This window comes from candidate division WOR-1 bacterium RIFOXYB2_FULL_36_35, assembly GCA_001771505.1.
Taxonomy (GTDB): domain Bacteria; phylum Margulisbacteria; class WOR-1; order XYC2-FULL-46-14; family XYC2-FULL-37-10; genus XYB2-FULL-36-35.
This window is the reverse complement of the sequence record MEUA01000029.1, coordinates 25,601-47,151: the sequence shown is the minus strand read 5'-3', so window position 1 is coordinate 47,151 and position 21,551 is coordinate 25,601. Positions and strand designations below refer to the sequence as shown.

Sequence of the window (21,551 nt, the reverse complement as noted above, 5' to 3'; positions counted from 1 at the left end):
CCTGCGGAAGCAGGAATCTATGTTTTACTAGAGAAATGGATTCTGACTTTCGTCAGAATGACAATTTACACAACTATTTATACACCATCGTATAATGCCACCCCAGACTTAAGTCTGGGGAATATTTACTCACAAATTCCCCACATTTTAATGTGGGGTGCCTATTTCGCAACAGCCCCATAATTCGGTCAAGAAAGATAAAATTCTTAGAATATTCTTTTATTGTTGACGCTGACTTTTGAAGCCATCATCTTGTTCCACGCGTCTCAATGACTGATCTCCCGGAGCTAATGACAAGCCCTTGGCAATCGCTCGCTCTATTGTTGTAAGCCTTTGCTTCAAAACACAATAAAACAAGGTTTGCTCATCTTCAGCCAATTGATCGTATCCATGCATTGACTCTCTTTGACTTGGAGAGTCATAAGCTATCCCGGCATCAAAGGTTATTGTTTCGCTTAAAAGACTAGAGTTCGTCCTTAATCCTTCAAGATAAGCTTCAGGTGTTTCTGATCTCCCCCAATTATTATCTCTAATCGCAACAGAAAACTCTGTCCATGTCATCCCCTGCCCAACTCCTATTCCCACATTAACAGGGAGACTATTTTCTCCCTTTGCTTCCATTGATCTCGCAGGTAAAAAACATATATCCCTGAGACTAAGCTGCCTCGGCAAGCTCTCTACAAATTTCAAAAATTCTGTTTCGTGTCCAGCGCCAACAAGCAATCTAGCAGCTTGCACTTTTCCTTCTATTCTTAGCCCTAACGCGCGACTGTGAAATAGCGTTCGAATATCCTTAAAAAGTTTTGGAAAATCAGGAGTGACGTTGCTCCCTCGTGTTGAAGAATTTATCATTTTTTCCCCTCCTATTAGAAACCCCGATTAAGATAATCGGGGTGAATTTTATCAGATAATCTTCTTAATGTTTTTATAAAAATTTCAGATGATTTTTAACAAAAAAAGAGGACTCCCTACACAAAAAATTCATTTCAACAAAATCGTTAATATAGCCTTTTGGACATGCAGGCGATTCTCGGCCTGGTCAAAGACAACGGAATTTGTGGAATCAACAACCTCATCGGTCACCTCTTCGCCACGATGCGCGGGAAGGCAATGCATAAAGATAAAATCAGGCTTTGCTAATTTGACCAACTCTCTATTGATTTGAAACTTTTCAAAATCCGCTTTCCGCTTTCTGCTTTCTGCCTCTTGCCCCATCGAGGTCCAAACATCCGTATAAATAACATCGGCATTTTTGGCCGCCATTATTGGATCATTTAAAATGTCTATCTGTATCCCCGCCATCTTTGCATCAGCAAAAGCCAATTTAACAATTTCTTCGTCAGGCTCATAACCAACCGGCACCGCAATAGTCAAATTAATACCGACTTTGGCACATGCAAACATGAGGGAATGGCAAACATTGTTCCCATCTCCAATATACGCCACCTTCAATCCTTTTCCATCTCTTTTTGCCCCTTCTAACCCCTTTTTCTCCCTTATAGTAAAAACATCCGTCAGCGCCTGGCACGGATGAAGAAGATCAGATAACCCATTTATAACAGGAACGCTGGCTGATTCTGCAAGGTCGATAACTTTTTTATGTTCAAACGTGCGGATCAAAATCCCGTCAGCATAGCGGGAAAGCGTTTTTGCCACATCGCCTATCGATTCTCTGGCTCCAAGCCCGATATTTTCCTGATCAAGATTGATAGCCAAACCTCCAAGTTGCCACATCCCTATTTCAAAAGAGACCCGAGTACGGGTTGAAGGTTTTTCAAAAATCATAACAAGGGATTTAGCCCAAAGATATTCATGCTTCTCTTTATCTTTCTGTTTCTGTTTAAGGTCGCAGGCAAGGCTAAGAATCTCCTCAACTTGCAAGGAGGTTAAATCATGGATGGATATTAAATCCTTCATATTTGTCCCTACTTTATCATAAAATTACATGAAAAACAATTTAAAAACCTATATCACTTTATTAAAAAAACAGCTCCTATTGCCTGTATGGCAAGCAACATCCCCTACCTGCTCAATTTTTGCAAGAAGCGCATCAGCATCACAATCGTAATAAAGCTCTTTTACTTTTTGAATGTGACCGGAAGTATCCCCCTTATGCCACAAAACCTTTCTTGATCGCGACCAATACCACATCTCTTTTGTTTCAACAGTTTTTTTATAGGACTCCTCATTCATATAAGCCAGCATTAAAACATCTCCTGTCTTATAATCCTGCGCTATAACAGGAATCAATCCATCTTTATTAAACTTTAAATTCATAAAAATTAGCCTCCTTATATTATGGGTCTGTTGCGTAATGGTCATTCCCGTGAAAACGGGAATCTATTTCTCAAAAAACAAGATGGATCCCCGCTTTCGCGGGGATGACAAATTGCAAAAACTATCATTAGGCAACAAGCCCATTATAATTAAAAATGACTTAATGACTAATGCGTACAATGTCAGTGTCGCCAAACGTTCAAAATAAAAAAACTTTTACCCCAATTATCATAATCGGGGTTTATTTCAAAAAACTGAAAAGTTACACTAATCCTCTTCCATCCTTCCCTTTTAGTCATTCTTAATTAAGTCATTTTTCATTCTTTTTAAGTGTCTCTGTTCAACTCTTGCAGCTCCCGTCCCCAAAAGTTCTTCAATTCGTTCTACAAGTTCCGGATTTATATCAACCCGATACTTGGAACCTGCCGCCACCTTCTGATCGTCATAATAGATTATCACAGGTTCATTCCCCCTATAAAACAACAAGATATCTTTCAGCCTTTCAAGAATCGCTTTATCTTTTAATTCAACCACCTCAATATGAAGAGACCTGACTTTCTCAAGTTCGGCAAGAGGCTCAACAGTCTCCGCCCACACATTCATCTCTTCGGTTCTTGCGTCCCTGTTAAGCTTCCCTTTTATTATTATAACAGCATCATCATTTAACAGATGCACATATTTATTATAAGTTTTAGGAAATATTACAAGGGGAATACTCCCCGACAAGTCTTCCAGTGCCGCAACCATCATCATGTCGCCTTTTTTGGTGGTAATTTTTCTGATTGAAGTCAATAATCCGCCTATTTTTACAATGTCACCCTCATATTTTTCAACGACATCCGCCACACGGTATTCAACCTGCCCTTCCAATGAATCAATCAAATTCTCCAGTGGATGCTTAGAAATATAAAGACCTAGTAATTCTTTTTCCATTCTTAATAATTCTTCCGATGTGTGGTCTACAGGTTCAATATTTTCCAGCAAATATTCATCTGATGGTTCTTTATAAGCCTGGGGAGTTACATCAAACATAAAAATTTGCCCGCTCGCCCGCTCTTTTTGCTCGCCAGAAGCGGCAGTGAGAACCCTCTCATAAACAGAAAGCAAATAATTTCTAGTTTTGCCGAAAGAATCCATGGCTCCCGACTTTATAAGGCTTTCTATCACCTTTTTATTGCAAGTCCTTGTATCAACCCTTCTGCAAAAATCCAAAAGAGATTTAAATGTCCCCTCTTTTTTTCTGCTTTCCAGTATAGACTCGATAGCGCCTATTCCGACATTTTTTATTGCGGTCAAACCAAACCGAATTCCTTCATCAACAACAGTAAAGACACGAGTGCTAAAATTAACATCGGGAGGCAAAACCTTTATCTTCATTCTTTGGGCTTCAGATATGTAAAGAGTTATTTTATCGGTATTCCCCATAATCGAGGTAAGAAGCGCCGCCATAAATTCTTCCTGGTAATTTGCTTTAAGATATGCCGTTTGGTAAGAAATCAAAGAATAGGCTGTTGAATGTGATTTATTAAAACCATATCCGGCAAATTTCGCACAAAGATTATACAATTCCGTAGCTTTATGCTTTGAAACATTTCTTTTAACCGCCCCTTCAATAAAAAGTTCCTTCTGCTTGGCCATTTCTTTAACTTTTTTCTTCCCCATTGCCGCTCGCAAAACATCTGCCTGGCCCATGGTAAAACCGGCAACCTTACTTGCAATTTCCATAACCTGTTCCTGATACAAAATTACTCCATAAGTCTCTTCAAGGATGGGAATAAGTTCAGGGAGATCATAATGAACGGGAATTTTTTTGTGTTTGCGTTTAACATAATCATCAACCATTCCCGACTCAAGAGGCCCTGGCCTGTATAAAGCAAGCAGTGCTATAATTTCCTCGAAATTATCCGGCTGTAAATCTTTCATTAATCCACGCATACCTCGAGATTCAAGCTGAAAAACCCCTATCGTCTCACCTAATCGCAAAAGTGAAAAAGTTTTATGGTCATTTAAAATAAGGTTGCCCATATCAATTTCCTCGTTTCTGCGTTCTTTAATAATATTTACGGCATGATCGATCATTGTCAGGTTTCTCAATCCCAAAAAATCCATCTTGAGGATCCCTATTTTTTCCAAATCTGTCATCTGATACTGGGTAACAATAGAATTTTCATCCAACCTTTGAAGGGGAAGATGCTCCATTAAAGGTTTTTCAGAAATTACAACCCCAGCAGCATGAACAGAGGCATGACGGGACAATCCTTCTAATTTTTTTGCAGTTTCTATTAAGTTTTTAACTTTTTCATCGCTATCATAAAGAGCCTTTAGTTCTTTATTAATGCTCAATCCATCTTCAATTGTAATTTTAGGGCCAAAAGGTATCATCTTGGCAATTTTATCAACCTCAGAAAGAGGCATCCTTTGGACCCTGCCAACATCTCTTATTGCGCCACGGGCTGCCATAGTTCCAAACGTTACTATTTGAGCAACATGATCAGTTCCATATTTTCTGTTGACATAATCAATAACTTCCTGACGACGCTCAAAGCAAAAATCTATGTCAATATCCGGCATGGATATTCTTTCCAAATTAAGAAACCGCTCAAAAAGCAAACCATACTTTAAAGGATCAATACTTGTTATCCCTAAAGCATAAGATATAATGGATCCAGCCGCAGATCCTCTTCCCGGCCCCACTTGTATCCCCTTGCTCCTTGCAAAATTTATAAAATCTTGAACTATAAGGAAATATGCAGCATACTCCATCTTCTCTATTGTATACAACTCATACTTAACCCGATCATTAATTTCAGGAGGGACAACAAGTTTCTCCTGGCCCATAGCCTCAATTTTTACGCCATATTTTGTCTTAATGCCATCCCAAACAAGCTTTTCAAGATAAGAATTAGGGGTCTCTCTATCCGGAACTTCGAAATTGGGAAGATGTAATTTCCCAGTTTCAAGTTCAAAATTACATTTCTCGGCAACTTCCAGGGTATTGTCAATAGCCTGTGGAACATCTTTAAAAACTTCAAACATCTCTTCCGCAGACTTAAGATAAAACTGGTCATTTTCAAATCTTAAACGTTTTTCTTGATCTAAAAAAGAGTTTGTCCCTATACACAGTAAAACATCTTGGGCAAAAGCATCTTCTCTTTTTAAGTAATGAGCATCATTTGTAGCCACAAGTTTTACGTTTAATTTTTTTGCAACTTCAATTATTCTAGGATTGACTGTTTTCTGATCATAAAGTCCCATATCCATAATCTCAATATAAAAATCGTCTCCAAAAAGATCTTTATAGAAAGAGATAGCATCAATCGCTTTATCTTGCTGATTGTTTAATAAATGAACTCCTATCTCCCCCTGAAGACACCCCGACAAACAAACAAGACCTTTGTTGTATTTTCCCAAAAGCTCCTTGTCAATACGAGGTTTATTATAAAATCCTTCAAGCGAAGCTAACGACACAAGTTTAATAAGATTTCTATACCCTTCTTCATCCTTTGCCAAAAAGGTCAAATGAAAAGGGGATCTATCCTCTTTAGTCTCTTTGTCAAGCCGACTGCGGGGAGCAAGATATAACTCACATCCAATTAAAGGTTTTATTTCATGCTCTTTACATTCAAGAAAAAACTTAACGGCAGCATACATATTGCCATGATCCGTCAAGGCAACAGCAGACATATCAAGCTCTTTTACTCTTTTGACCAGCTCCGTAATCTTTGAAGCGCCATCTAATAAACTATATTCGGAGTGGACATGAAGATGAACAAACTTACGAGGCATTATTTATAGATTATAACAAAAAAGAAGGAAATCATCTACCGTCGGAACATACGATCGCATGTTCCGACGGTGTCAAAAACTAACCACCAATTTTAAACATTTTAGTGCCGCACTTTGGACACTCGCCCTTGGTGGCTTTTCTTCCGTTTTTTAAGGTGACTGCTTTAGGCTCTTTCATTTCAGTTTTCTTCTTGCATTTTACACAATATCCTTTAACTTCTACCATTATTATTCACCCCTTTAAATTAAGATAAAAAGATTATACAAGATGATTGTCCATTGTCAAGCCAGAATGCGTTTTTCAATTTTTTTTCATCAACATCGGTTTTCTCCCTGATAGCAGTAAAAAGAGGACAGCCATGCGAACCGCAACTCCGTTTGTCACCTGTTCTAAAATCACATTGTAAGGGCCATCGGCAACCTCAGAAGTTATTTCAACTCCACGATTAATAGGTCCCGGATGCAAAACAACTATATCGGACTTACATTTTTTGAGCCGATCGGCAGTTATTCCGTAAAATTTATGATATTCTTCAACAGACGGAAACAATCCCTCTTCCTGCCGTTCAAGCTGGATCCTTAAAACATTTATAAAATCTGCATCTTCTATAACTTTCTCAAGCTTATAGGAAACCTCACACCCCAGTTCTTCTATATTTTTTGGGATTAGTGTTGGGGGCCCTACTACTACAACTTTTGCGCCAAGTTTGTTTAATCCCCAGATATTACTACGGGCAACTCTTGAGTGCGCAATATCCCCAACAATAACAACCCTCTTCCCTGCAATATCCCCTCTCTTCTCTCTCATTGTAAAAATATCAAGAAGCCCTTGCGTCGGATGTTCATTGCAACCATCTCCCGCATTAATAACCGCTCCTTTTATGTTTTTCGCTAAAAGATGCGGAGCTCCTGACATTTTGTGACGGATAATAACACCATCATAACCCATAACTTCAAGATTTTTTGCAGTATCAATTAAGGTCTCCCCTTTTTTCACGCTGCTTTGCGCCAAAGCAATATTTGTAGTGTTTGCGGATAAGTTTTTTGCGGCAACATCAAAACTTGTGCGGGTTCTAGTTGATGGCTCATAAAAAAGAGTGACAATATTTTTACCAAGAAGCGCAGGGACTTTGCGAACTGGACGCGTCATAACTTCTTTCATAGATTGAGCGGTATCTAAAATAAGATTTATATCCTCTGCGGTAAGATAACGCAGGCCAAGAAGATCTTTTGTTTTAAGGCCTTTTACCTTGTTCATTCTAACCTTTTTTAATTATAGCATAAACATATGAAATCCGCTGTGTGTACTTGTAAAAATAAAGCTTTTTAATTTTTTGAAGCCACTAATGCTTTTAAACCAGAGTTTGTTGTTGGAGTCAAAGGTTTTTGACCTTTTTCTTGTTGAGCAATAGGGACCCCTGCTACACTTTTTCCTGAAAAAGACAAGATTTCTTTTTGAAGCTCAATGCCGTGAAAAAGCCCGGTTAAAAAAATGTAATTTTCATTAGTAGTACGCTTGCTAAGATCACGTATAATGTAAAGGTTCCATAAAAGAAGAGGGATAAAAACACTCAAAAAAGGAAACGCAGGTATACCTCTCCCATCAGCAAACAAAAACGATGGACCTAACGCGGAACCTAAAGTTCCTATAAAAAGAGCAATTAGCGGAGTTAAAATTGATATTAAACTTTCATCTTTTTCATCAAACAAGAAAGAAGTTATCCTTTCTACTTTTTCAGAGGGAAAATCTTCAAAATTCCGTTCAAAAAGAGGGTTTCTGTTTTCAAAAAGAACCCATAAAATAGCTTCTGTTGTTTTGCTTTTCAATGTTTGGACTAATGCTTCATAATATCTTAAAGTTATAATTTCTTCCGGTGTTCTCTGAGCCTCCATTCTGTCTGCGTTAAAAATTTTTGGAAATATTATCTTTTGAGAAGCTCCCCTTTGAATCCGCATATTTTTATAATTATCTCTAGCTTCCCTCAACCCTATATTTTCTTCAAAAAAGTTCCTTGTAACATCACCAGTCAAAAACCCACTCCCAAGATACCGAATAATTTTACCTTCTACCTCTTCTGGCTTTTCAGCTCTTTTAAAAGAAGCCCCTATAGTCCCCCATTTTAAACATCTTTCCAAGACAATCTCTTTGGATTGAATAAACCCATGCCAACCGGAGCTTTCAACATCGCCACGCAACATAGCTGTTTTTAATGCTTCATTTTTAACGCAAAGAACCAATCTTGGTTCTTTTACACTGTCATATGCGAATCTTTTTACTCCTACTTTCATCCTTTTCCTCCAATATAGTAAAACATAGGCCCCTTAGCTTTGCGCAGGACAGGTCTTTTCGAATTCTAAAATGCTACTTAAACCTAGTGAGACTGTTGCGTAATGACAGTTTTTGTAATTTGTCATCCCCGCGAAAGCGGGGATCCATCTTGTTTTATGAAAAATAGATTCCCGTTTTCACGGGAATGACCATTATGCAACAGTCCCCTAGTATAAATAACCCCGATTATCTATATCGGGGTTAATCTGACCAATATATTACATCATTGCTACCTGAGTCTCCTGACACATGCCAACTACTACCACCATTGCCATGAGATATCCCTCCCCCACTACCACTATTATAACAAGATAATTTTTTTATCAATCGCCCGTGATTATCTTTATGTACTTTGTCTAAAATTATTCCCAATGCGTTAAAATCATCTATACAATTAAGGATGCCAGCTGCTTTTTTAATTTGTCTGTCTGAAACTTTTTTTTCAAAAAGTTCTATAAATTGTATAAATTTAGAATCAAATGTAAAGTTTCTATACATATTTCTCATCAACAAATATGATTCGCAAACAAGTAAAGGCAAAGCAATTCCCGACAAAAAGCCTACTCCCGCATAACGCATAAACCCATAATTCTCATAAAAAAAACTGTATGCTAATCCCGTTAATCCACCTAAAATCCCGGCAACAAAGATATAGCCTATTCCTCTTCCTATAACTGAATCTCTATTAAAATCTTTCCCCCAATTTATTTTCCGGTAAAAATCGCCTCTATTAAAAGGAGAGAAAGTATCATTATCGATCTTTAAAGAAACGCCCATCGCAGCAAATGCAAATTGCATATCGGCAACAGTATCACTTATTAAAATACTAAAAAAACGCCTGAAATACCCTTTGGGGTATATACCTTTTTCAAAATGTACCATACTATCTTCATGTTTATTACCTATAATTCCTGCCGCTCTTAATCCTTTCGCATAAAGAGAAATTCCTATACATAAGTCAGTTCCATTTGCTACATCCGCAGTAGTCCGTTCGCCCATAACAGTTAAATTAATCTTTAAATTATTATTACTTGCCATTTCTCTCAAAAGTCTATCAAGCATATGCCCTCTGCCGATTAAGCGAAACTTATTAAGCAGTCTAGCAGTTGTTGTTATATTTCTTTGTGTTTCCACAAGGCAAACAGTCCCTTTTATCTTATCCATTGTCACCCTATCCTGACTTTCATAATGATATATCGATAAACTCTGTGGGAAGATTTCAGCCATATTGCCGCAATTCCATCTAACGATTTTTGCTTTCTGTTTTGCTATAATTAGTCAAAATGCAAATTCGATTTAAAATAATTTTAGTCGTAATAATTTTATTTATTTTATCTTTCTCTGCCTTAAAGCTATCCCGCGTTCTTCCCGTTGAGAGCTCAAAAACCTTTCAAACAATGGGAACATTTGTAACAATAAAACTAAAAAGCACCGATGCAAAAACCGATATACAAACCGCGTACAATAAAATAAAAGAATTGGAAAAAAAATTAAATCGATTCGATCCTCAGAGTGAAGTGAGCAAAATAAACAACGCAAACCCTTACGTAAAAATAAAGATAAGTAAAGATACCTATAATTGCATAGCTCTGGCAAAGCAAGTTTCCAAAGTAACAAACGGAGCTTTCGACATAACATTGTCAGGTAATTATCAAAATATCAATCTTAATCCTAATGATTACAGCATAGAAAAACTAAAAAAAGATATTTATATAAACCTAGATGGCATAGCTAAAGGTTTTGCCGTGGAAAAAGCAAGAGATCTCCTCTTTAAAAGAGGGATAAAAGATGGTATTATAGATGCAACAAGCAGTATTGCGATCTTTGAAATACCCAAAAGAATAGGCATAAAAGACCCTTTTAAAAAGGATCATGTTTTTGAAGATTTTATTTTGGGTCATGGGAAAGCTCTTTCAACCTCTGGAATTTATGAACAGGGAAACCATATTATAAACCCAAAAACAGGTAAGACTCCAAAGACATGGGTTTCTGTCACAGTAATCGGACAGGATGCCGGATTTTTAGACGGGCTTTCAACGGGACTTTTTGTTATGGAAGAGAGAGAGGCTTTGAGCCTTTTAAAAGAGCTTTATTTATCAGCAATACTCATTAAAAAAGATGGCAAGGTTATTAAAGTAAATTATGAAAATTCTAGCTCTTAACTGTGGCAGTTCTTCAATAAAATACAAGGTTTTTGACTGGACAATAAAAAAACTCCTTGTTAAAGGCGAAGTAGAACGAATAGGAATTCAGGGATCGTTTATTAAGCAAGAAAGCAACGGAAAAAATCCTTATCTGGAAAATCATGAATGTAACGACCATAAGGAAGCAATAAAACTGATAGTAGAAACGTTGCTAAATAAAGAGTATGGGGTCTTAGAAAATTTATCACAAATAGATGCCATAGGACATAGAGTTGTCCATGGAGGAGAAAAATTTAAAAGTTCCGTAAAAATAGACCAAGATGTACTTCAAGCTATAAAAAATGTTCAAGATTTAGCCCCTTTGCATAATCCACCCAATATAGCAGGGATAGAAGCAGCCCAAGAACTTTTTTCCGATGTCCCTCAAATTGCGGTATTTGACACGGCGTTTCATCAAACCATGCCAGAACACTCTTATATGTACGCAACCCCTTATGAATGGTATGGCATGTACGGAGTAAGACGGTACGGATTCCACGGAACCTCTCATTTATATGTTTCAAGGCGCGCCGCTGTAATGCTCGGCAAAAAGCCAGGCGAGACAAATGTTATAACTTTACACATCGGAAACGGGGTCTCTATCTGCGCGGTTAAAAATGGATTTTCTATCGATACAAGCATGGGGCTTACCCCTCTTGAGGGAGCCGTAATGGGAACCCGATGCGGAGATATAGATCCCGCAATTATTTTATTTATGATAGAAAAAGAAGGGTTTTATGCCGAAGAGATAGACAAGGTCCTAAACAAAAAGAGCGGATTACTTGGAATTACAGGAAAATATATGGACAGGCGCGACATTGACAAAGCGGCAGAAGAGGGAGATGAACGGTGTAAACTGGCCCAGGAAATTGAAGCTTACAAACTGAAAAAATATATCGGAGCATATGCTGCCATACTTGGAAAAGCAGATGCTGTTGTCTTTACGGCAGGCGCCGGAGAATTAAACTGGAAACTCAGGGAAAGAGTTTTATCAAACCTGGAAAATATCGGAATTTCTTTTGATAAAATAAAAAATCAAGCAGCTGTAAACAGAGAAGAGAGAGATATTTCATCTCACGATTCAAAAGTAAAGATTTTGGTCATACCAACAGATGAGGAGAGGGTTTTTATTGAAGATGTTGTCGCAATTTTAGAAAACAACTATAAAAGGCATACGGAGTTTATCTATTCGTTTGACTTGGCAGATTATAACAAAAGATTATAGAGTCATTCAAAGTAAAAAACATGAATAAAGAAGACAAAAAATTATTTCCATTGACAGTCTTCAGATCAAAAACGGATCTGATCTGCGGCGCTCTGCCAATCAGCCAAAAAAACAAAGGATTCTTAAGAGAAATTACCTATCCCTGGGATTTAATATCTAATTTAAAAGAAGATATAGAGGAAGATTTTAGATCTATGGATATTGGGATTAAAGGGAAAGTTCACAAAACCGCTGTTTTGATTAACAAAGAAAATATTCATATCGGAAAAGATGCGGAAATTTCTCCTTGCGCTGTTTTAGATGCTTCAAAAGGCCCTATTTATATAGGAGAAAAAACAATAGTCCACCCTCATACCCTGATAAGAGGCCCTTTATATATAGGAAAAGAATGCAGAATTGCGGGGGAAATAGTCCATTCAGTCATTATGGATTATACAAACAAAGGGCACTATGGATTTATTGGCCATTCTTATATCTGCTCATGGGTAAATCTGGGAGCAGGAACAACAAATTCAAACTTAAAAAACAATTATGGCAATGTAAAAGTCCAAGTTGACGGAAAAATGATAGATTCAGGACAAACATTTCTCGGCTGTTTTATAGGAGATCATACAAAAACAGCAATCGGAACAATGATATATACGGGATGTGTTGTAGGAGTCTGCGCAAACCTATTCGGAGAGCCTTATTACAAAAAGATGATCCCATCTTTTGCCTGGGGTACAAAAGGGAAACAAAGCATAACACAGGCAATTGAAATTGCAACAGCCGCAATGGCAAGGCGTAACGTTGAATTCACTTCAAAAGATAAAAAACTATTTAACGAAGCTTTTGACTTGCCTTCTTAAAGAGGCTGCTATTTAATTATAACCCTATCTACCCCATCAATTTCCAAAACTTCAACAGCAACGTTTTCATTAATGTTTGTCGGAATTTTTTTACCCACGTAGTCCGGATGAATAGGCAGTTCACGATGTCCCCTGTCAACTAAAGCTACCAGCTGAACTTTTGCGGCACGCCCATAATCTTTTAATCCATCCAAAGCGGCCCTCGCCGTACGGCCCGCAAAAACAACGTCATCAACCAACACAACGATCTTATCATCAATAGAAAAAGGCATGTCGGACTTTCGGACTGTTATATAATCACCTTTTTTTGTAAGATCATCTCTGTATAAAGAGACATCCAAAGAACCAACGGGAATAAGTTCCTTCTCAGACTGATCGATAATTTTTGCAATCCTCTTTGCCAACGGAACTCCCCTGTTCATTATTCCGACTAAAACTATGTTATGAGCCCCTCTATTATTCTCGACAATTTCATGCGCTACCCTTTTTAACGCTCTATTCATAGCTATTTCATCCATCAATATCTTTTCTTTTACCTTCCCGTTGTTATTATTTTTCATATTCATCCATCTCCTTTTTATCCAAGATTACTTACTCTAAAACCGTAAATATTATGCTACCAAGGTATTTGAGTTTACCAAACTTTTCAAATAAGAATCTATGCCGTTTAATATTTTTTCCTCCTTGGATTCGGCGTAAATTCGTAAAACAGGCTCTGTCCCCGAAGGTCTGCAAAGAAACCAACTTCCGTCTTTTAAAATGACTTTGATACCATCTGTTTTTCTTACTTCTGAGATTTTAACACCTTCAATCTCTTTCAAAGAAGTATTCCCCAATTCCTTTATTATCGCATTTTTTTGATCTTCACTCAAAGCCAACTTTTTTCGCAGCTCTTTAAACAAGCCTATTTTTAAAACCAAATCATCCCAAATTCTGGAAAGAGATTTCTTGCGTTTTGCAACCATTTCAACAACAAGTAAATTTGCCAATATCCCGTCTTTCTCCGGAATATGTCCTTTAATGGATAATCCCCCGCTCTCTTCTCCTCCAATTATGACATCTTCTTTCATCATCCAATCAGCAATATGCTTAAATCCTACAGGGGTTTCATGAATATTAACTTTATGGAGTAAGGCTATTTCATCTATCATAGATGTTGTTCCAACTGTTCGAACCACAGATCCCTTTAACTTTTTATCTACAAGCAAGTATTCAAAAAGCATCGCTATAATCTGGTTGGCAGAATAATAAACTCCAGCCTCATCAACTATTCCAAACCGGTCTGCGTCTCCATCATTTGCCAAACCTAAATCAGCCTTTGTCTCTTTAACTTTTTCCTTTAAATTATAAAGAAGTTCAGAAGAAGGTTCTGGATTGTTTCCGCCAAACAAAACATCCCTGAAATTATTTATCGATTCAATATTACAATTTAAATTTTGAAGGATGTAATCCGTATATCCTCTCCCAGACCCATGCATCGAATCATAAATAATTTTAAGGCGCGCACCTTTTATACTGGAAAAATCGATCAAAGATGACAAAAAATCAATATATTTTTCCCGAGGTTTAAAATGTTTTATCTCGCCAATATCACAGGTGGAAGCACAATGTTTTTTGCCGCTGCTAATATTTTCCTCTATCTCTTTTGTTATCTCTTCGTTTGCGGGCCCCGCATACTCTGGAATAAATTTTATACCGCAATATTGAGGAGGGTTATGCGATGCCGTAAGCATAACAGCTCCACATGCTTTTTTATCTTTAACTGACCAGGCAATAACAGGTGTAGGAGTATCGCGATCCGGCAATAAAACATTTATTCCCAAATCTTTCATAACTTTAGCAACTTCAAAAGCAAACTGATCCGCCAAAAAACGAGGATCATATCCTATAATAAGCGGTCTGCCTGTTTTCTTGTGTTCTATTAAATACAAAGCAATGGCAGAGGCTACTTTTCGAACATTTTCAAAAGTAAACTCGTCAGATATTATAGCCCGCCAGCCATCTGTTCCAAACTTTATCATCTTGTTTACAATTTTATCATAAACAGATAAAATTAAAAAGAATGAAAGCCCTACAAAAATGGATGAAAGAAGCTGTCAAGGAAGCTAAAAAAGCCTATAAAAAAGAAGAAGTCCCCATAGGATGTATAGCCGTTTTACAAGATAAAATCATAGCAAAGGCGCATAATGTCAGAGAAACAAAAGAAGATCCACTGGCTCATGCGGAGCTTTTATGTATAAGAAGAGCAGCAAAAAAGTTAGGGGAATGGCATCTTAACGACATTACACTTTACACAACGCTTGAACCATGTCTCATGTGCGCAGGAGCCATAATTCATGCTAAAATAAGAAATGTTGTCATAGGAACAAGTTCCCCTGATAACGGAGCCGGAAGATTATTAAGAAAACATAATGTCAAACTAACAAAAGGGATTCTTAAAGAAGAATGCGGAAAAATACTTAAAGATTTTTTTAAGAGGTTGAGAATGAAGGAAGTGTGAGTTTGAGTGTGTGGGGATGTAATTTGTAATTAGCAATTGTAATTTGTTTTTTGTGTTAGAGGCGGGCAATGGGAAACAAATTACCAACTACAAATTACCAATTACTAAGCCTGGAGGGGTGTCCGAGCGGCTGAAGGAACACGCCTGGAAAGCGTGTATACATTAACGTGTATCGAGGGTTCGAATCCCTCCCCCTCCGATTTTTCGGCTAATTACTAACTACTCACACTAATTACCAGTTACAAAACCCCTCAGGTCGTTTCTTTTTTGAAAAGCTCTTTCTGTATTCTCTCTTTTGCGAATTTCATTTTACCTATAACCTCAGCAGCCTCAGCGCGCGTAAAAGGATTATTAGGTTCAAATAATCCTCCGCTTAGATATTCCAGAAAACCTGCTTCCTTTGCAGCTATTATATAACGGGCGGCCCAATGGATTTTATTAACATCGCTATAAGGATTTGAAGAGACTGTAGGAGGGATTATAAGCCCCGCAAATTTTGTAAGAACTGTAATAGCCTCGGCTTTATCAACTACTTTCCATGGCTTAAATTTCCCGTCTCCATATCCTGAAACATAATTTTTCTCCAGAGCCACTTTAATATAAGGAGCAGCCCAGTTGTCTTTGTCAACATCAATGAAAAGATCTTCTTTTATGGATTTATCCACCCCGAACCCTTTAGCTTTAACCAAAAGAACCGCTAATTCCCCTCGGGTCAACGGTTGTTCAGGCCTAAATGTATTATCCGGATAACCCTCTATCATTCCAAGCGTAGCTAAATGCTCTATAGCATCCTTTGCCCAGTAATCGGATGGAACATCTATAAAAGTTTTTAAGTTTTCAATTCTGTGAAGCTGTGTCATAAATACTTCTTTATTCAAAATATTTTCAGCTTTAAAGGGTTCTCTTTCGTTTAAAAACCCTATTGAGAAAAAGTGGGCCGCATTATCTGAAATATCACCATACTGGTGGTAAGCATAATCAAAAGTAAATCCTTTGTATTTTAATCCAACTCCTGCAGCTAAATTATTATCAACCCCTACCCCACTTTCTGTAGCTTTAGGTTCTTGATCAATGCCAAACCTTAAAGCCAAAATAGGATTTACCCACCACTCCCCTCCCATATGCCATGTCGAAGGACGAACATCATAATTCATTTCAAGATCAAGATTTACCAACAAGTCCTGATCTCTGTACTTGTAAAGACCTTCTTTTCCTAAAACTTTACAGGAAGTTCCTAATTTAAAAGAGGAAGGGATCCCTTCCTCTTTCCCTGTTCCCCATGTAAATTTGCCAAAACTTGAAGCGGGCAAAATGTTTTGCATTGTAAGACCAAGGTCAAGCCAATTTCTAAAAAACCATTTGAAGCCAATATCCATATCTGAGCCATATCCACTCCCCCCCTCCATAGAACCAGAAGTATCAGAAAAACCTTGATAAAATAATTTGGCATTTCCACCAAGAGAAAAATTTCCAAAAAAACGCTTTGCAAAAGAAAAATACATTAACGAAGAAGAATAATCGGTGGAACCATACTGATTAATAGTTGTTTCTATTGTAGTCTGAGTTATGGTAGTAAGTGGAATACCCGGGGTAGAAGCTCCTATGTATCCAAATCCAAAAGTCCCAAAAGACACAGGATTACTAATACCAAAAGAGACATAAGTGACATCACTTAACATTTTTCCCGTCATGGAAACAAGCGCAAGATTAGGCAGAGAAGCTAAGCCTGCCGGATTTAAAAAAATAGCGGAAGCGTCTTCCGCTCCACCCGTATAAGCGCGGCCTAAAGAGAGGGGGCGCGCGCCAATTCCAACATCTCCTAAATCAGCAGAAATTCCCCAAGCATAAAGAGAAAATAAAAAAAGAAAACAAATTAGGAAACAAAAAATCTTCATTGATTTTGTAATTATAGCAGAAGAGATCAAGGTTTCAAGACATTTACCCGTATACATTTAGACTTATCTAGATTATGTCAAAACATATCTTTCAATTCGCATTTTTTAGCTTCAAAAGCTTTTTTCATATAATCTTCAACATAAGCAGGATCAAAACTGATTGTTGAAAAAAACCCGATGAAAGCAATTTTTTTGCCTGGAAAGGTATGAATTGTTAAAAGTGACCCATTAAACAATAATGTTCCTGAAATCCCATCTTTTTCAAGATTTTGCATATTTTCATGTTTAAAGATATACGGAGCTTTAATCTTTTTATTTCCCGTACTTTCAAAAAATTTAATAAATAGATCTGAAAGAAAATCCAAGTTTTTCAATCTTTCGTAAGAACACTCATAACAATATAACTCCAAATGAAATCCAACCCCATGAATATTATCTTCTTTTAACATAACTTATATAGTTTAACAGAATTATAAAAATGTTTCGAGTACCTCCTTTCAAATTAACTGAATTTCTGTTAAAATTCAATCTAAATCATGAAAAAACTTCCTGATAAAAAAGGCTATTTTGGAAAATACGGCGGACAATTTGTTCCAGAAACACTTGTTGCCCCTATTGATGAGCTTACAAAAGCGTATCTTAAATATAAAAAAGATAAAAGGTTCAAAGAAGAACTTAATTATTATTTTAAAAATTTTATAGGCCGTCCTACTCCTCTTTATTTTGCGGAAAATTTAAGCCGCCAATTCGGTTGCAAAATTTATCTTAAACGCGAAGACCTCTGTCATACAGGAGCTCATAAACTTAACAATGTAATCGGTCAATTACTCCTTGCAAAAAGAATGGGAAAAAAGAGAATAATCGCAGAAACAGGAGCGGGACAGCATGGGGTTGCAACCGCGACTGGGACCGCGCTTTTTGGACTAGAATGCACAGTCTACATGGGAGAAGAAGATATAAAAAGGCAAGCTTTAAATGTCTTCAGAATGGAGCTTCTTGGCGCAAAAGTCATCCCTGTAACATCAGGAACAAAAACTTTAAAAGACGCTATAAACGAAACTATGCGCGATTGGATGGCAAACGCAAATGATACGTTTTATTGCCTGGGCTCTTGCGTAGGCCCACATCCCTACCCCATGATGGTAAGGGATTTTCAGTCGGTAATAGGACTTGAAGCAAAAGCACAGCATTTTGCGGCAGAAAAAAAACAGCCAAATTATCTTGTTGCCTGTGTCGGCGGAGGATCAAATTCAATCGGGCTCTTTTATCCGTTTTTAGATAATCCGGAAGTTAAAATAATCGGCTGTGAAGCAAAAGGGGCCGCCCCTTTAAGCTGCGGAGGAACTATAGGAGTACTGCACGGATCAAAATCGTACATTTTACAATCAAAATCCGGACAGATATTAAATACCCATTCAATTTCTGCGGGTTTGGATTATTCAGGAGTTGGACCGGAACACAGCTATCTAAAAGATACGGGACGGGTAAAATATCTCCCGGTTTCAGACAAAGAAGCCCTTTACGGGTTTAAACTCTTATCTGAAAAGGAGGGGATTATTCCTGCACTAGAATCTTCCCACGCTATCGGATATTTAAAAAAGATGAAATTAAATAAAAACGACACTGTCATTGTTTGCCTCTCAGGACGGGGAGACAAGGACGTGGAAAGCATCAAAGATATCATTCTTTAAATCAGATATCTTATATTAAAAAATGATGTTCTAATCTTATTTCATCAGGCGTAAACACGTGGATCCCTTCTTCTCGACTTATTTTTATGGTCTCCAAATTTAACTCTGCGGATCTTCTTCCTTCCTCATCAGCTTCAGACGCATTTAGCACCCTTTTAAAAACTTCTTCTGCGTGATCTAGATCCCCTTGAAGGAAAAACATCCCTCCCAAATTTAATTGTGCCCGCCAATACAAAAAAGAGTTAACTTCTATCTTTTTAAAACATTCTGCCGCATCATCAAACTTATTTTCCGATATTAAACAGACCCCTTTATTATATAAAGTGTCACTGTCTCCGGGAACCAAATCCAAAATACTATCATAACATTTATAAAGCTCATCAAATGCTATATCGTGTCCTTTTATCCTTAGATACTCAAGTATCTCAACTTTGGCTTGGAATGCCGCAACAAATTCCGGATCATGGTTTATTGCACTATTTAACCAGAAAATCGCACTGGGATAAGATTCTTGCTCTCTAAACTTTAGTCCTTTGATAAAACTACCTTGAGCAGATGACAGCCTACTATTTTCTTCTTCCCCCAAAAGGGAAAAAGCATATCCTCTGGCTTCCCATATTTCAGCCGCATCAGGGAAGAGTTCAAGGGCGCGGTCAAGATGTCTCATTGCTTCGCGTATAACAGGTTGCCCAGTAAATCCTGACCTTAAAATTACATCCGCCTTACGATAATGGCCTTCTGCCAACGAAAGAACCTCTTTTCCTCTTTGCACAACAACAGGTTTTAAGGGTCTTGCCGGAAGAAACGAATTAACAGCTACTTTCATATTTAATCAAACTCCTTATATTATAATTATCCTGTTTAAAAAGCTAAAATTTCAGCTTCTTTTATGTAACTTTTATTTGACATCCTCTTACAATTTCACCTATACGCAAAAATATTTTTTGGTTTGAGACAAAACTTTTTGTGCAGATAGGAATCAAAATTGATATAATACAAAAAGATGAACTCAAAGATATCAAACGCTTTTAAAAACAATAAAACCCTTATCCCTTACATAACCGTAGGAGATCCCTCTGCTAAAAAAACAGAAGAACTTGTTTTGGAATTTGAAAAAGCAGGAGCCAATATTATCGAGCTTGGCATCCCATTCTCCGATCCAATAGCCGATGGACATATAATCCAGGCATCTCATTTGCGAGCCCTTAAAAACGACACTTCCCTTTCTGACGCTTTTAAACTTGTAAAAAGATTGAGAAAAAAGACGCAAATTCCTTTAATCTTTATGCTAAGCATTAATCTTGTGGAAAAATATGGAACAGAAAAGTTTTATCGTGATTGCAAATATTTTGGCGTAGATGGAGTTATTGTACCGGACAAGACACTAGAAACGCGGACAGTTAACAGTGTACAGCGTACAGTAGATACAATATTACTAGTTTCTCCTACCACATCAAACGAGAGGATTAAGAAGATAGTTAAAAAGTCGAGTGGTTTCATATATTTAGTTTCAACTCTCGGAATTACAGGAACGAGAAAAAGTTTGGCAAATGATTTGCAGTCTTACATAAGAAGAGTAAAAAAAGAGACAAAAAAACCGATCGCCGTTGGGTTCGGAATAAGCACGCCGGATCAGGCGAAAGAGACGGTAAAATATGCCGACGGTGTAATAGTCGGTTCAGCAATAGTCGATTTCATCGGTAAAAAGAGATATAATGAAGCCATAAAATTAGTCAAAAAAATAAGAAATGCCATGGATAATGATCAATAAACTACATTTTATAAGCTATGTTAGATAGAATAATATACAGAACAAAACAATTTATTTTTGCACTTAGCGCCAAAATGTCCGAAGAAGACAAGATTTTTGTCAGACAAAATCTTGATATAAAAGAGGCCGCGCTCTTTTTTTCTCTTCCAGAATATGAGCAAAAACATTGCGTGGTTGTCTCAAGAAGAATGTACGCGGAATCAAGAGACAGAAAAGATCTAGACAGCAAAAAAATCATACGGCTAGGGCTTTTGCACGATGTAGGAAAAGCGGCAATTAAACTCTCTATTTTTACAAAAGCCTCAATGGTAATGATAAAGAGACTGGCAACGCCTGTTTATGATTTTTTTTCCAAAAAAGGTGAATGTGAAACTTCTCCTTCATTTTATCGAAAATTTTATGTGCACAAACACCACGGCCATATAGGATCAGAAATGCTAAAAAGAATAGGTGAAAGTGATGACATTGTAAATGAAGTCGCAATGCACGACGAATCCGTAATGTCACACGACTCTTACATGCGGATTTTAGATGAAGCTGACAGCACTTATTAAGTAATGATTTAATGACTAAATTGTGCAGATGTGTTATAAGAAGGAAATAATATAAAATGGCAATTAATAAAAAACAAGAATACACAAAAGATCACGCAAAAAGCGGAATTGAGGCAAAACTCCCTCCAATATATATTTTCCCAAGCTATTACAAAAAATATGATGTGGAAATTATAACAGAGGAATTTACTTCTATCTGCCCAAAAACAGGACTTCCAGACTTTGGGAAGATCAAAATTACATACAGACCAAACAAAAGTTGCATCGAGCTTAAATCTTTTAAAATGTATTTATTAGGTTACAGAAACCTGGGAATATTTAATGAAAATGTTATAAATAGAATATTAGAAGATATAGTTTCTGCGTGTAAACCGACATATATAGAAGTAATAGGTGAGTTCACATCCCGCGGCGGGTTAAAAATCAGTGTGATTGCCAAATATCCCAGAAAATAATTTATTTTAACCCCGATTATTAACGGTGAAATCAGAA

At 37.1% G+C, this 21,551-nt stretch carries 20 protein-coding genes and 1 tRNA gene; 9 read left to right on the top strand and 12 right to left on the bottom strand.

The features are described 5' to 3' along the window. Window positions 1-219: 219 nt before the first annotated feature. The 7 genes from A2290_01010 to A2290_00980 all read right to left on the bottom strand — a co-directional run bounded on the left by A2290_01010 (window position 220) and on the right by A2290_00980 (window position 9,556). Entirely contained in the window at window positions 220-852 is a 633-nt protein-coding gene (locus A2290_01010; protein OGC14858.1) for a hypothetical protein, read from the bottom strand. A 129-nt stretch (window positions 853-981) separates the two neighbouring features. After that, on the bottom strand, window positions 982-1,917 hold the full coding sequence (locus A2290_01005; GenBank protein ID OGC14857.1) for an ornithine carbamoyltransferase: 936 nt from the start codon (window positions 1,915-1,917) through the stop codon (window positions 982-984). 48 nt (window positions 1,918-1,965) lie between these two features. Continuing rightward, window positions 1,966-2,322, bottom strand: a complete 357-nt coding sequence (locus tag A2290_01000) for a phosphoribosyl-AMP cyclohydrolase (protein OGC14856.1) — start codon at window positions 2,320-2,322, stop codon at window positions 1,966-1,968. Between the two features lie 246 nt (window positions 2,323-2,568). Then, window positions 2,569-6,063 (bottom strand): DNA polymerase III subunit alpha, encoded by a 3,495-nt coding sequence (locus A2290_00995; GenBank protein OGC14855.1) that lies wholly within the window; start codon window positions 6,061-6,063, stop codon window positions 2,569-2,571. Between the two features lie 301 nt (window positions 6,064-6,364). Then, a complete protein-coding gene (locus A2290_00990; GenBank protein OGC14854.1) occupies window positions 6,365-7,321 on the bottom strand; it encodes an aspartate carbamoyltransferase in 957 nt (318 codons plus the stop codon). Between the two features lie 68 nt (window positions 7,322-7,389). After that, complete coding sequence (locus A2290_00985) at window positions 7,390-8,352, bottom strand: hypothetical protein (protein ID OGC14853.1); 963 nt, start codon at window positions 8,350-8,352, stop codon at window positions 7,390-7,392. Between the two features lie 241 nt (window positions 8,353-8,593). Then, window positions 8,594-9,556 carry a hypothetical protein gene (locus tag A2290_00980; protein ID OGC14852.1) on the bottom strand — a complete coding sequence of 321 codons (963 nt, stop codon included), beginning with the start codon at window positions 9,554-9,556 and terminating at the stop codon, window positions 8,594-8,596. Between the two features lie 119 nt (window positions 9,557-9,675). Here A2290_00980 and A2290_00975 point away from each other — a divergent pair, with 119 nt between their 5' ends. Genes A2290_00975 through A2290_00965 form a run of 3 tightly spaced genes read left to right on the top strand, consistent with a single transcriptional unit; the run spans window position 9,676 to window position 12,648 of the window. Further along, a complete protein-coding gene (locus A2290_00975; GenBank protein OGC14851.1) occupies window positions 9,676-10,554 on the top strand; it encodes a hypothetical protein in 879 nt (292 codons plus the stop codon). Next, entirely contained in the window at window positions 10,535-11,800 is a 1,266-nt protein-coding gene (locus A2290_00970) for a propionate kinase (protein OGC14850.1), read from the top strand. Before A2290_00975 ends, A2290_00970 begins: the two co-directional genes overlap by 20 nt. 20 nt (window positions 11,801-11,820) lie before the next feature. Next, on the top strand, window positions 11,821-12,648 hold the full coding sequence (locus A2290_00965; protein ID OGC14849.1) for a hypothetical protein: 828 nt from the start codon (window positions 11,821-11,823) through the stop codon (window positions 12,646-12,648). 8 nt (window positions 12,649-12,656) lie between these two features. Here A2290_00965 and A2290_00960 read toward each other — a convergent pair whose 3' ends face one another. Further along, window positions 12,657-13,208, bottom strand: coding sequence for a bifunctional pyr operon transcriptional regulator/uracil phosphoribosyltransferase (locus A2290_00960; GenBank protein ID OGC14848.1), 552 nt, complete (start codon window positions 13,206-13,208; stop codon window positions 12,657-12,659). 51 nt (window positions 13,209-13,259) lie between these two features. Next, a complete protein-coding gene (locus A2290_00955) occupies window positions 13,260-14,669 on the bottom strand; it encodes a hypothetical protein (GenBank protein ID OGC14847.1) in 1,410 nt (469 codons plus the stop codon). 41 nt (window positions 14,670-14,710) lie between these two features. Between A2290_00955 and A2290_00950 the strand changes: the two genes are divergently transcribed. Then, window positions 14,711-15,148: a hypothetical protein gene (locus A2290_00950; GenBank protein OGC14846.1), complete on the top strand. Its 438-nt coding sequence runs from the start codon at window positions 14,711-14,713 to the stop codon at window positions 15,146-15,148. A 112-nt stretch (window positions 15,149-15,260) separates the two neighbouring features. Next, window positions 15,261-15,347: transfer RNA gene (locus A2290_00945), tRNA-Ser, on the top strand. A gap of 52 nt (window positions 15,348-15,399) precedes the next feature. On the opposite strand, the gene A2290_00940 is transcribed toward A2290_00945, so the two are convergent. Together A2290_00940 and A2290_00935 are read right to left on the bottom strand one after the other, a co-directional pair. Further along, window positions 15,400-17,100, bottom strand: coding sequence for a hypothetical protein (locus tag A2290_00940; protein ID OGC14845.1), 1,701 nt, complete (start codon window positions 17,098-17,100; stop codon window positions 15,400-15,402). 20 nt (window positions 17,101-17,120) lie between these two features. Next, window positions 17,121-17,492, bottom strand: a complete 372-nt coding sequence (locus A2290_00935; GenBank protein OGC14844.1) for a hypothetical protein — start codon at window positions 17,490-17,492, stop codon at window positions 17,121-17,123. 87 nt (window positions 17,493-17,579) lie between these two features. Here A2290_00935 and A2290_00930 point away from each other — a divergent pair, with 87 nt between their 5' ends. After that, entirely contained in the window at window positions 17,580-18,734 is a 1,155-nt protein-coding gene (locus tag A2290_00930; protein OGC14843.1) for a tryptophan synthase subunit beta, read from the top strand. A gap of 10 nt (window positions 18,735-18,744) precedes the next feature. Here the strand turns inward: A2290_00930 and A2290_00925 are convergent, their stop codons facing one another. Next, window positions 18,745-19,560, bottom strand: a complete 816-nt coding sequence (locus A2290_00925) for a hypothetical protein (GenBank protein ID OGC14842.1) — start codon at window positions 19,558-19,560, stop codon at window positions 18,745-18,747. 177 nt (window positions 19,561-19,737) lie between these two features. Here A2290_00925 and A2290_00920 point away from each other — a divergent pair, with 177 nt between their 5' ends. The 3 genes from A2290_00920 to A2290_00910 are packed head-to-tail and all read left to right on the top strand — an operon-like array spanning window position 19,738 to window position 21,514. Continuing rightward, window positions 19,738-20,505, top strand: coding sequence for a tryptophan synthase subunit alpha (locus tag A2290_00920; protein OGC14841.1), 768 nt, complete (start codon window positions 19,738-19,740; stop codon window positions 20,503-20,505). Between the two features lie 17 nt (window positions 20,506-20,522). Then, window positions 20,523-21,059 (top strand): hypothetical protein, encoded by a 537-nt coding sequence (locus tag A2290_00915; protein OGC14840.1) that lies wholly within the window; start codon window positions 20,523-20,525, stop codon window positions 21,057-21,059. Between the two features lie 56 nt (window positions 21,060-21,115). Then, entirely contained in the window at window positions 21,116-21,514 is a 399-nt protein-coding gene (locus tag A2290_00910; protein ID OGC14839.1) for an NADPH-dependent 7-cyano-7-deazaguanine reductase QueF, read from the top strand. The last annotated feature ends 37 nt before the right edge of the window (window positions 21,515-21,551 follow it).

Coding starts and splice junctions, on each gene's coding strand:
- A2290_01010 (OGC14858.1), bottom strand. CDS start 852: ATGATAAATTCTTCAACACGAGGGAGCAACGTCACTCCTGATTTTCCA.
- A2290_01005 (OGC14857.1), bottom strand. CDS start 1,917: ATGAAGGATTTAATATCCATCCATGATTTAACCTCCTTGCAAGTTGAG.
- A2290_01000 (OGC14856.1), bottom strand. CDS start 2,322: ATGACCATTACGCAACAGACCCATAATATAAGGAGGCTAATTTTTATG.
- A2290_00995 (OGC14855.1), bottom strand. CDS start 6,063: ATGCCTCGTAAGTTTGTTCATCTTCATGTCCACTCCGAATATAGTTTA.
- A2290_00990 (OGC14854.1), bottom strand. CDS start 7,321: ATGAACAAGGTAAAAGGCCTTAAAACAAAAGATCTTCTTGGCCTGCGT.
- A2290_00985 (OGC14853.1), bottom strand. CDS start 8,352: ATGAAAGTAGGAGTAAAAAGATTCGCATATGACAGTGTAAAAGAACCA.
- A2290_00980 (OGC14852.1), bottom strand. CDS start 9,556: ATGGATAAGATAAAAGGGACTGTTTGCCTTGTGGAAACACAAAGAAAT.
- A2290_00975 (OGC14851.1), top strand. CDS start 9,676: ATGCAAATTCGATTTAAAATAATTTTAGTCGTAATAATTTTATTTATT.
- A2290_00970 (OGC14850.1), top strand. CDS start 10,535: ATGAAAATTCTAGCTCTTAACTGTGGCAGTTCTTCAATAAAATACAAG.
- A2290_00965 (OGC14849.1), top strand. CDS start 11,821: ATGAATAAAGAAGACAAAAAATTATTTCCATTGACAGTCTTCAGATCA.
- A2290_00960 (OGC14848.1), bottom strand. CDS start 13,208: ATGAAAAATAATAACAACGGGAAGGTAAAAGAAAAGATATTGATGGAT.
- A2290_00955 (OGC14847.1), bottom strand. CDS start 14,669: ATGATAAAGTTTGGAACAGATGGCTGGCGGGCTATAATATCTGACGAG.
- A2290_00950 (OGC14846.1), top strand. CDS start 14,711: ATGAAAGCCCTACAAAAATGGATGAAAGAAGCTGTCAAGGAAGCTAAA.
- A2290_00940 (OGC14845.1), bottom strand. CDS start 17,100: ATGTATACGGGTAAATGTCTTGAAACCTTGATCTCTTCTGCTATAATT.
- A2290_00935 (OGC14844.1), bottom strand. CDS start 17,492: ATGTTAAAAGAAGATAATATTCATGGGGTTGGATTTCATTTGGAGTTA.
- A2290_00930 (OGC14843.1), top strand. CDS start 17,580: ATGAAAAAACTTCCTGATAAAAAAGGCTATTTTGGAAAATACGGCGGA.
- A2290_00925 (OGC14842.1), bottom strand. CDS start 19,560: ATGAAAGTAGCTGTTAATTCGTTTCTTCCGGCAAGACCCTTAAAACCT.
- A2290_00920 (OGC14841.1), top strand. CDS start 19,738: ATGAACTCAAAGATATCAAACGCTTTTAAAAACAATAAAACCCTTATC.
- A2290_00915 (OGC14840.1), top strand. CDS start 20,523: ATGTTAGATAGAATAATATACAGAACAAAACAATTTATTTTTGCACTT.
- A2290_00910 (OGC14839.1), top strand. CDS start 21,116: ATGGCAATTAATAAAAAACAAGAATACACAAAAGATCACGCAAAAAGC.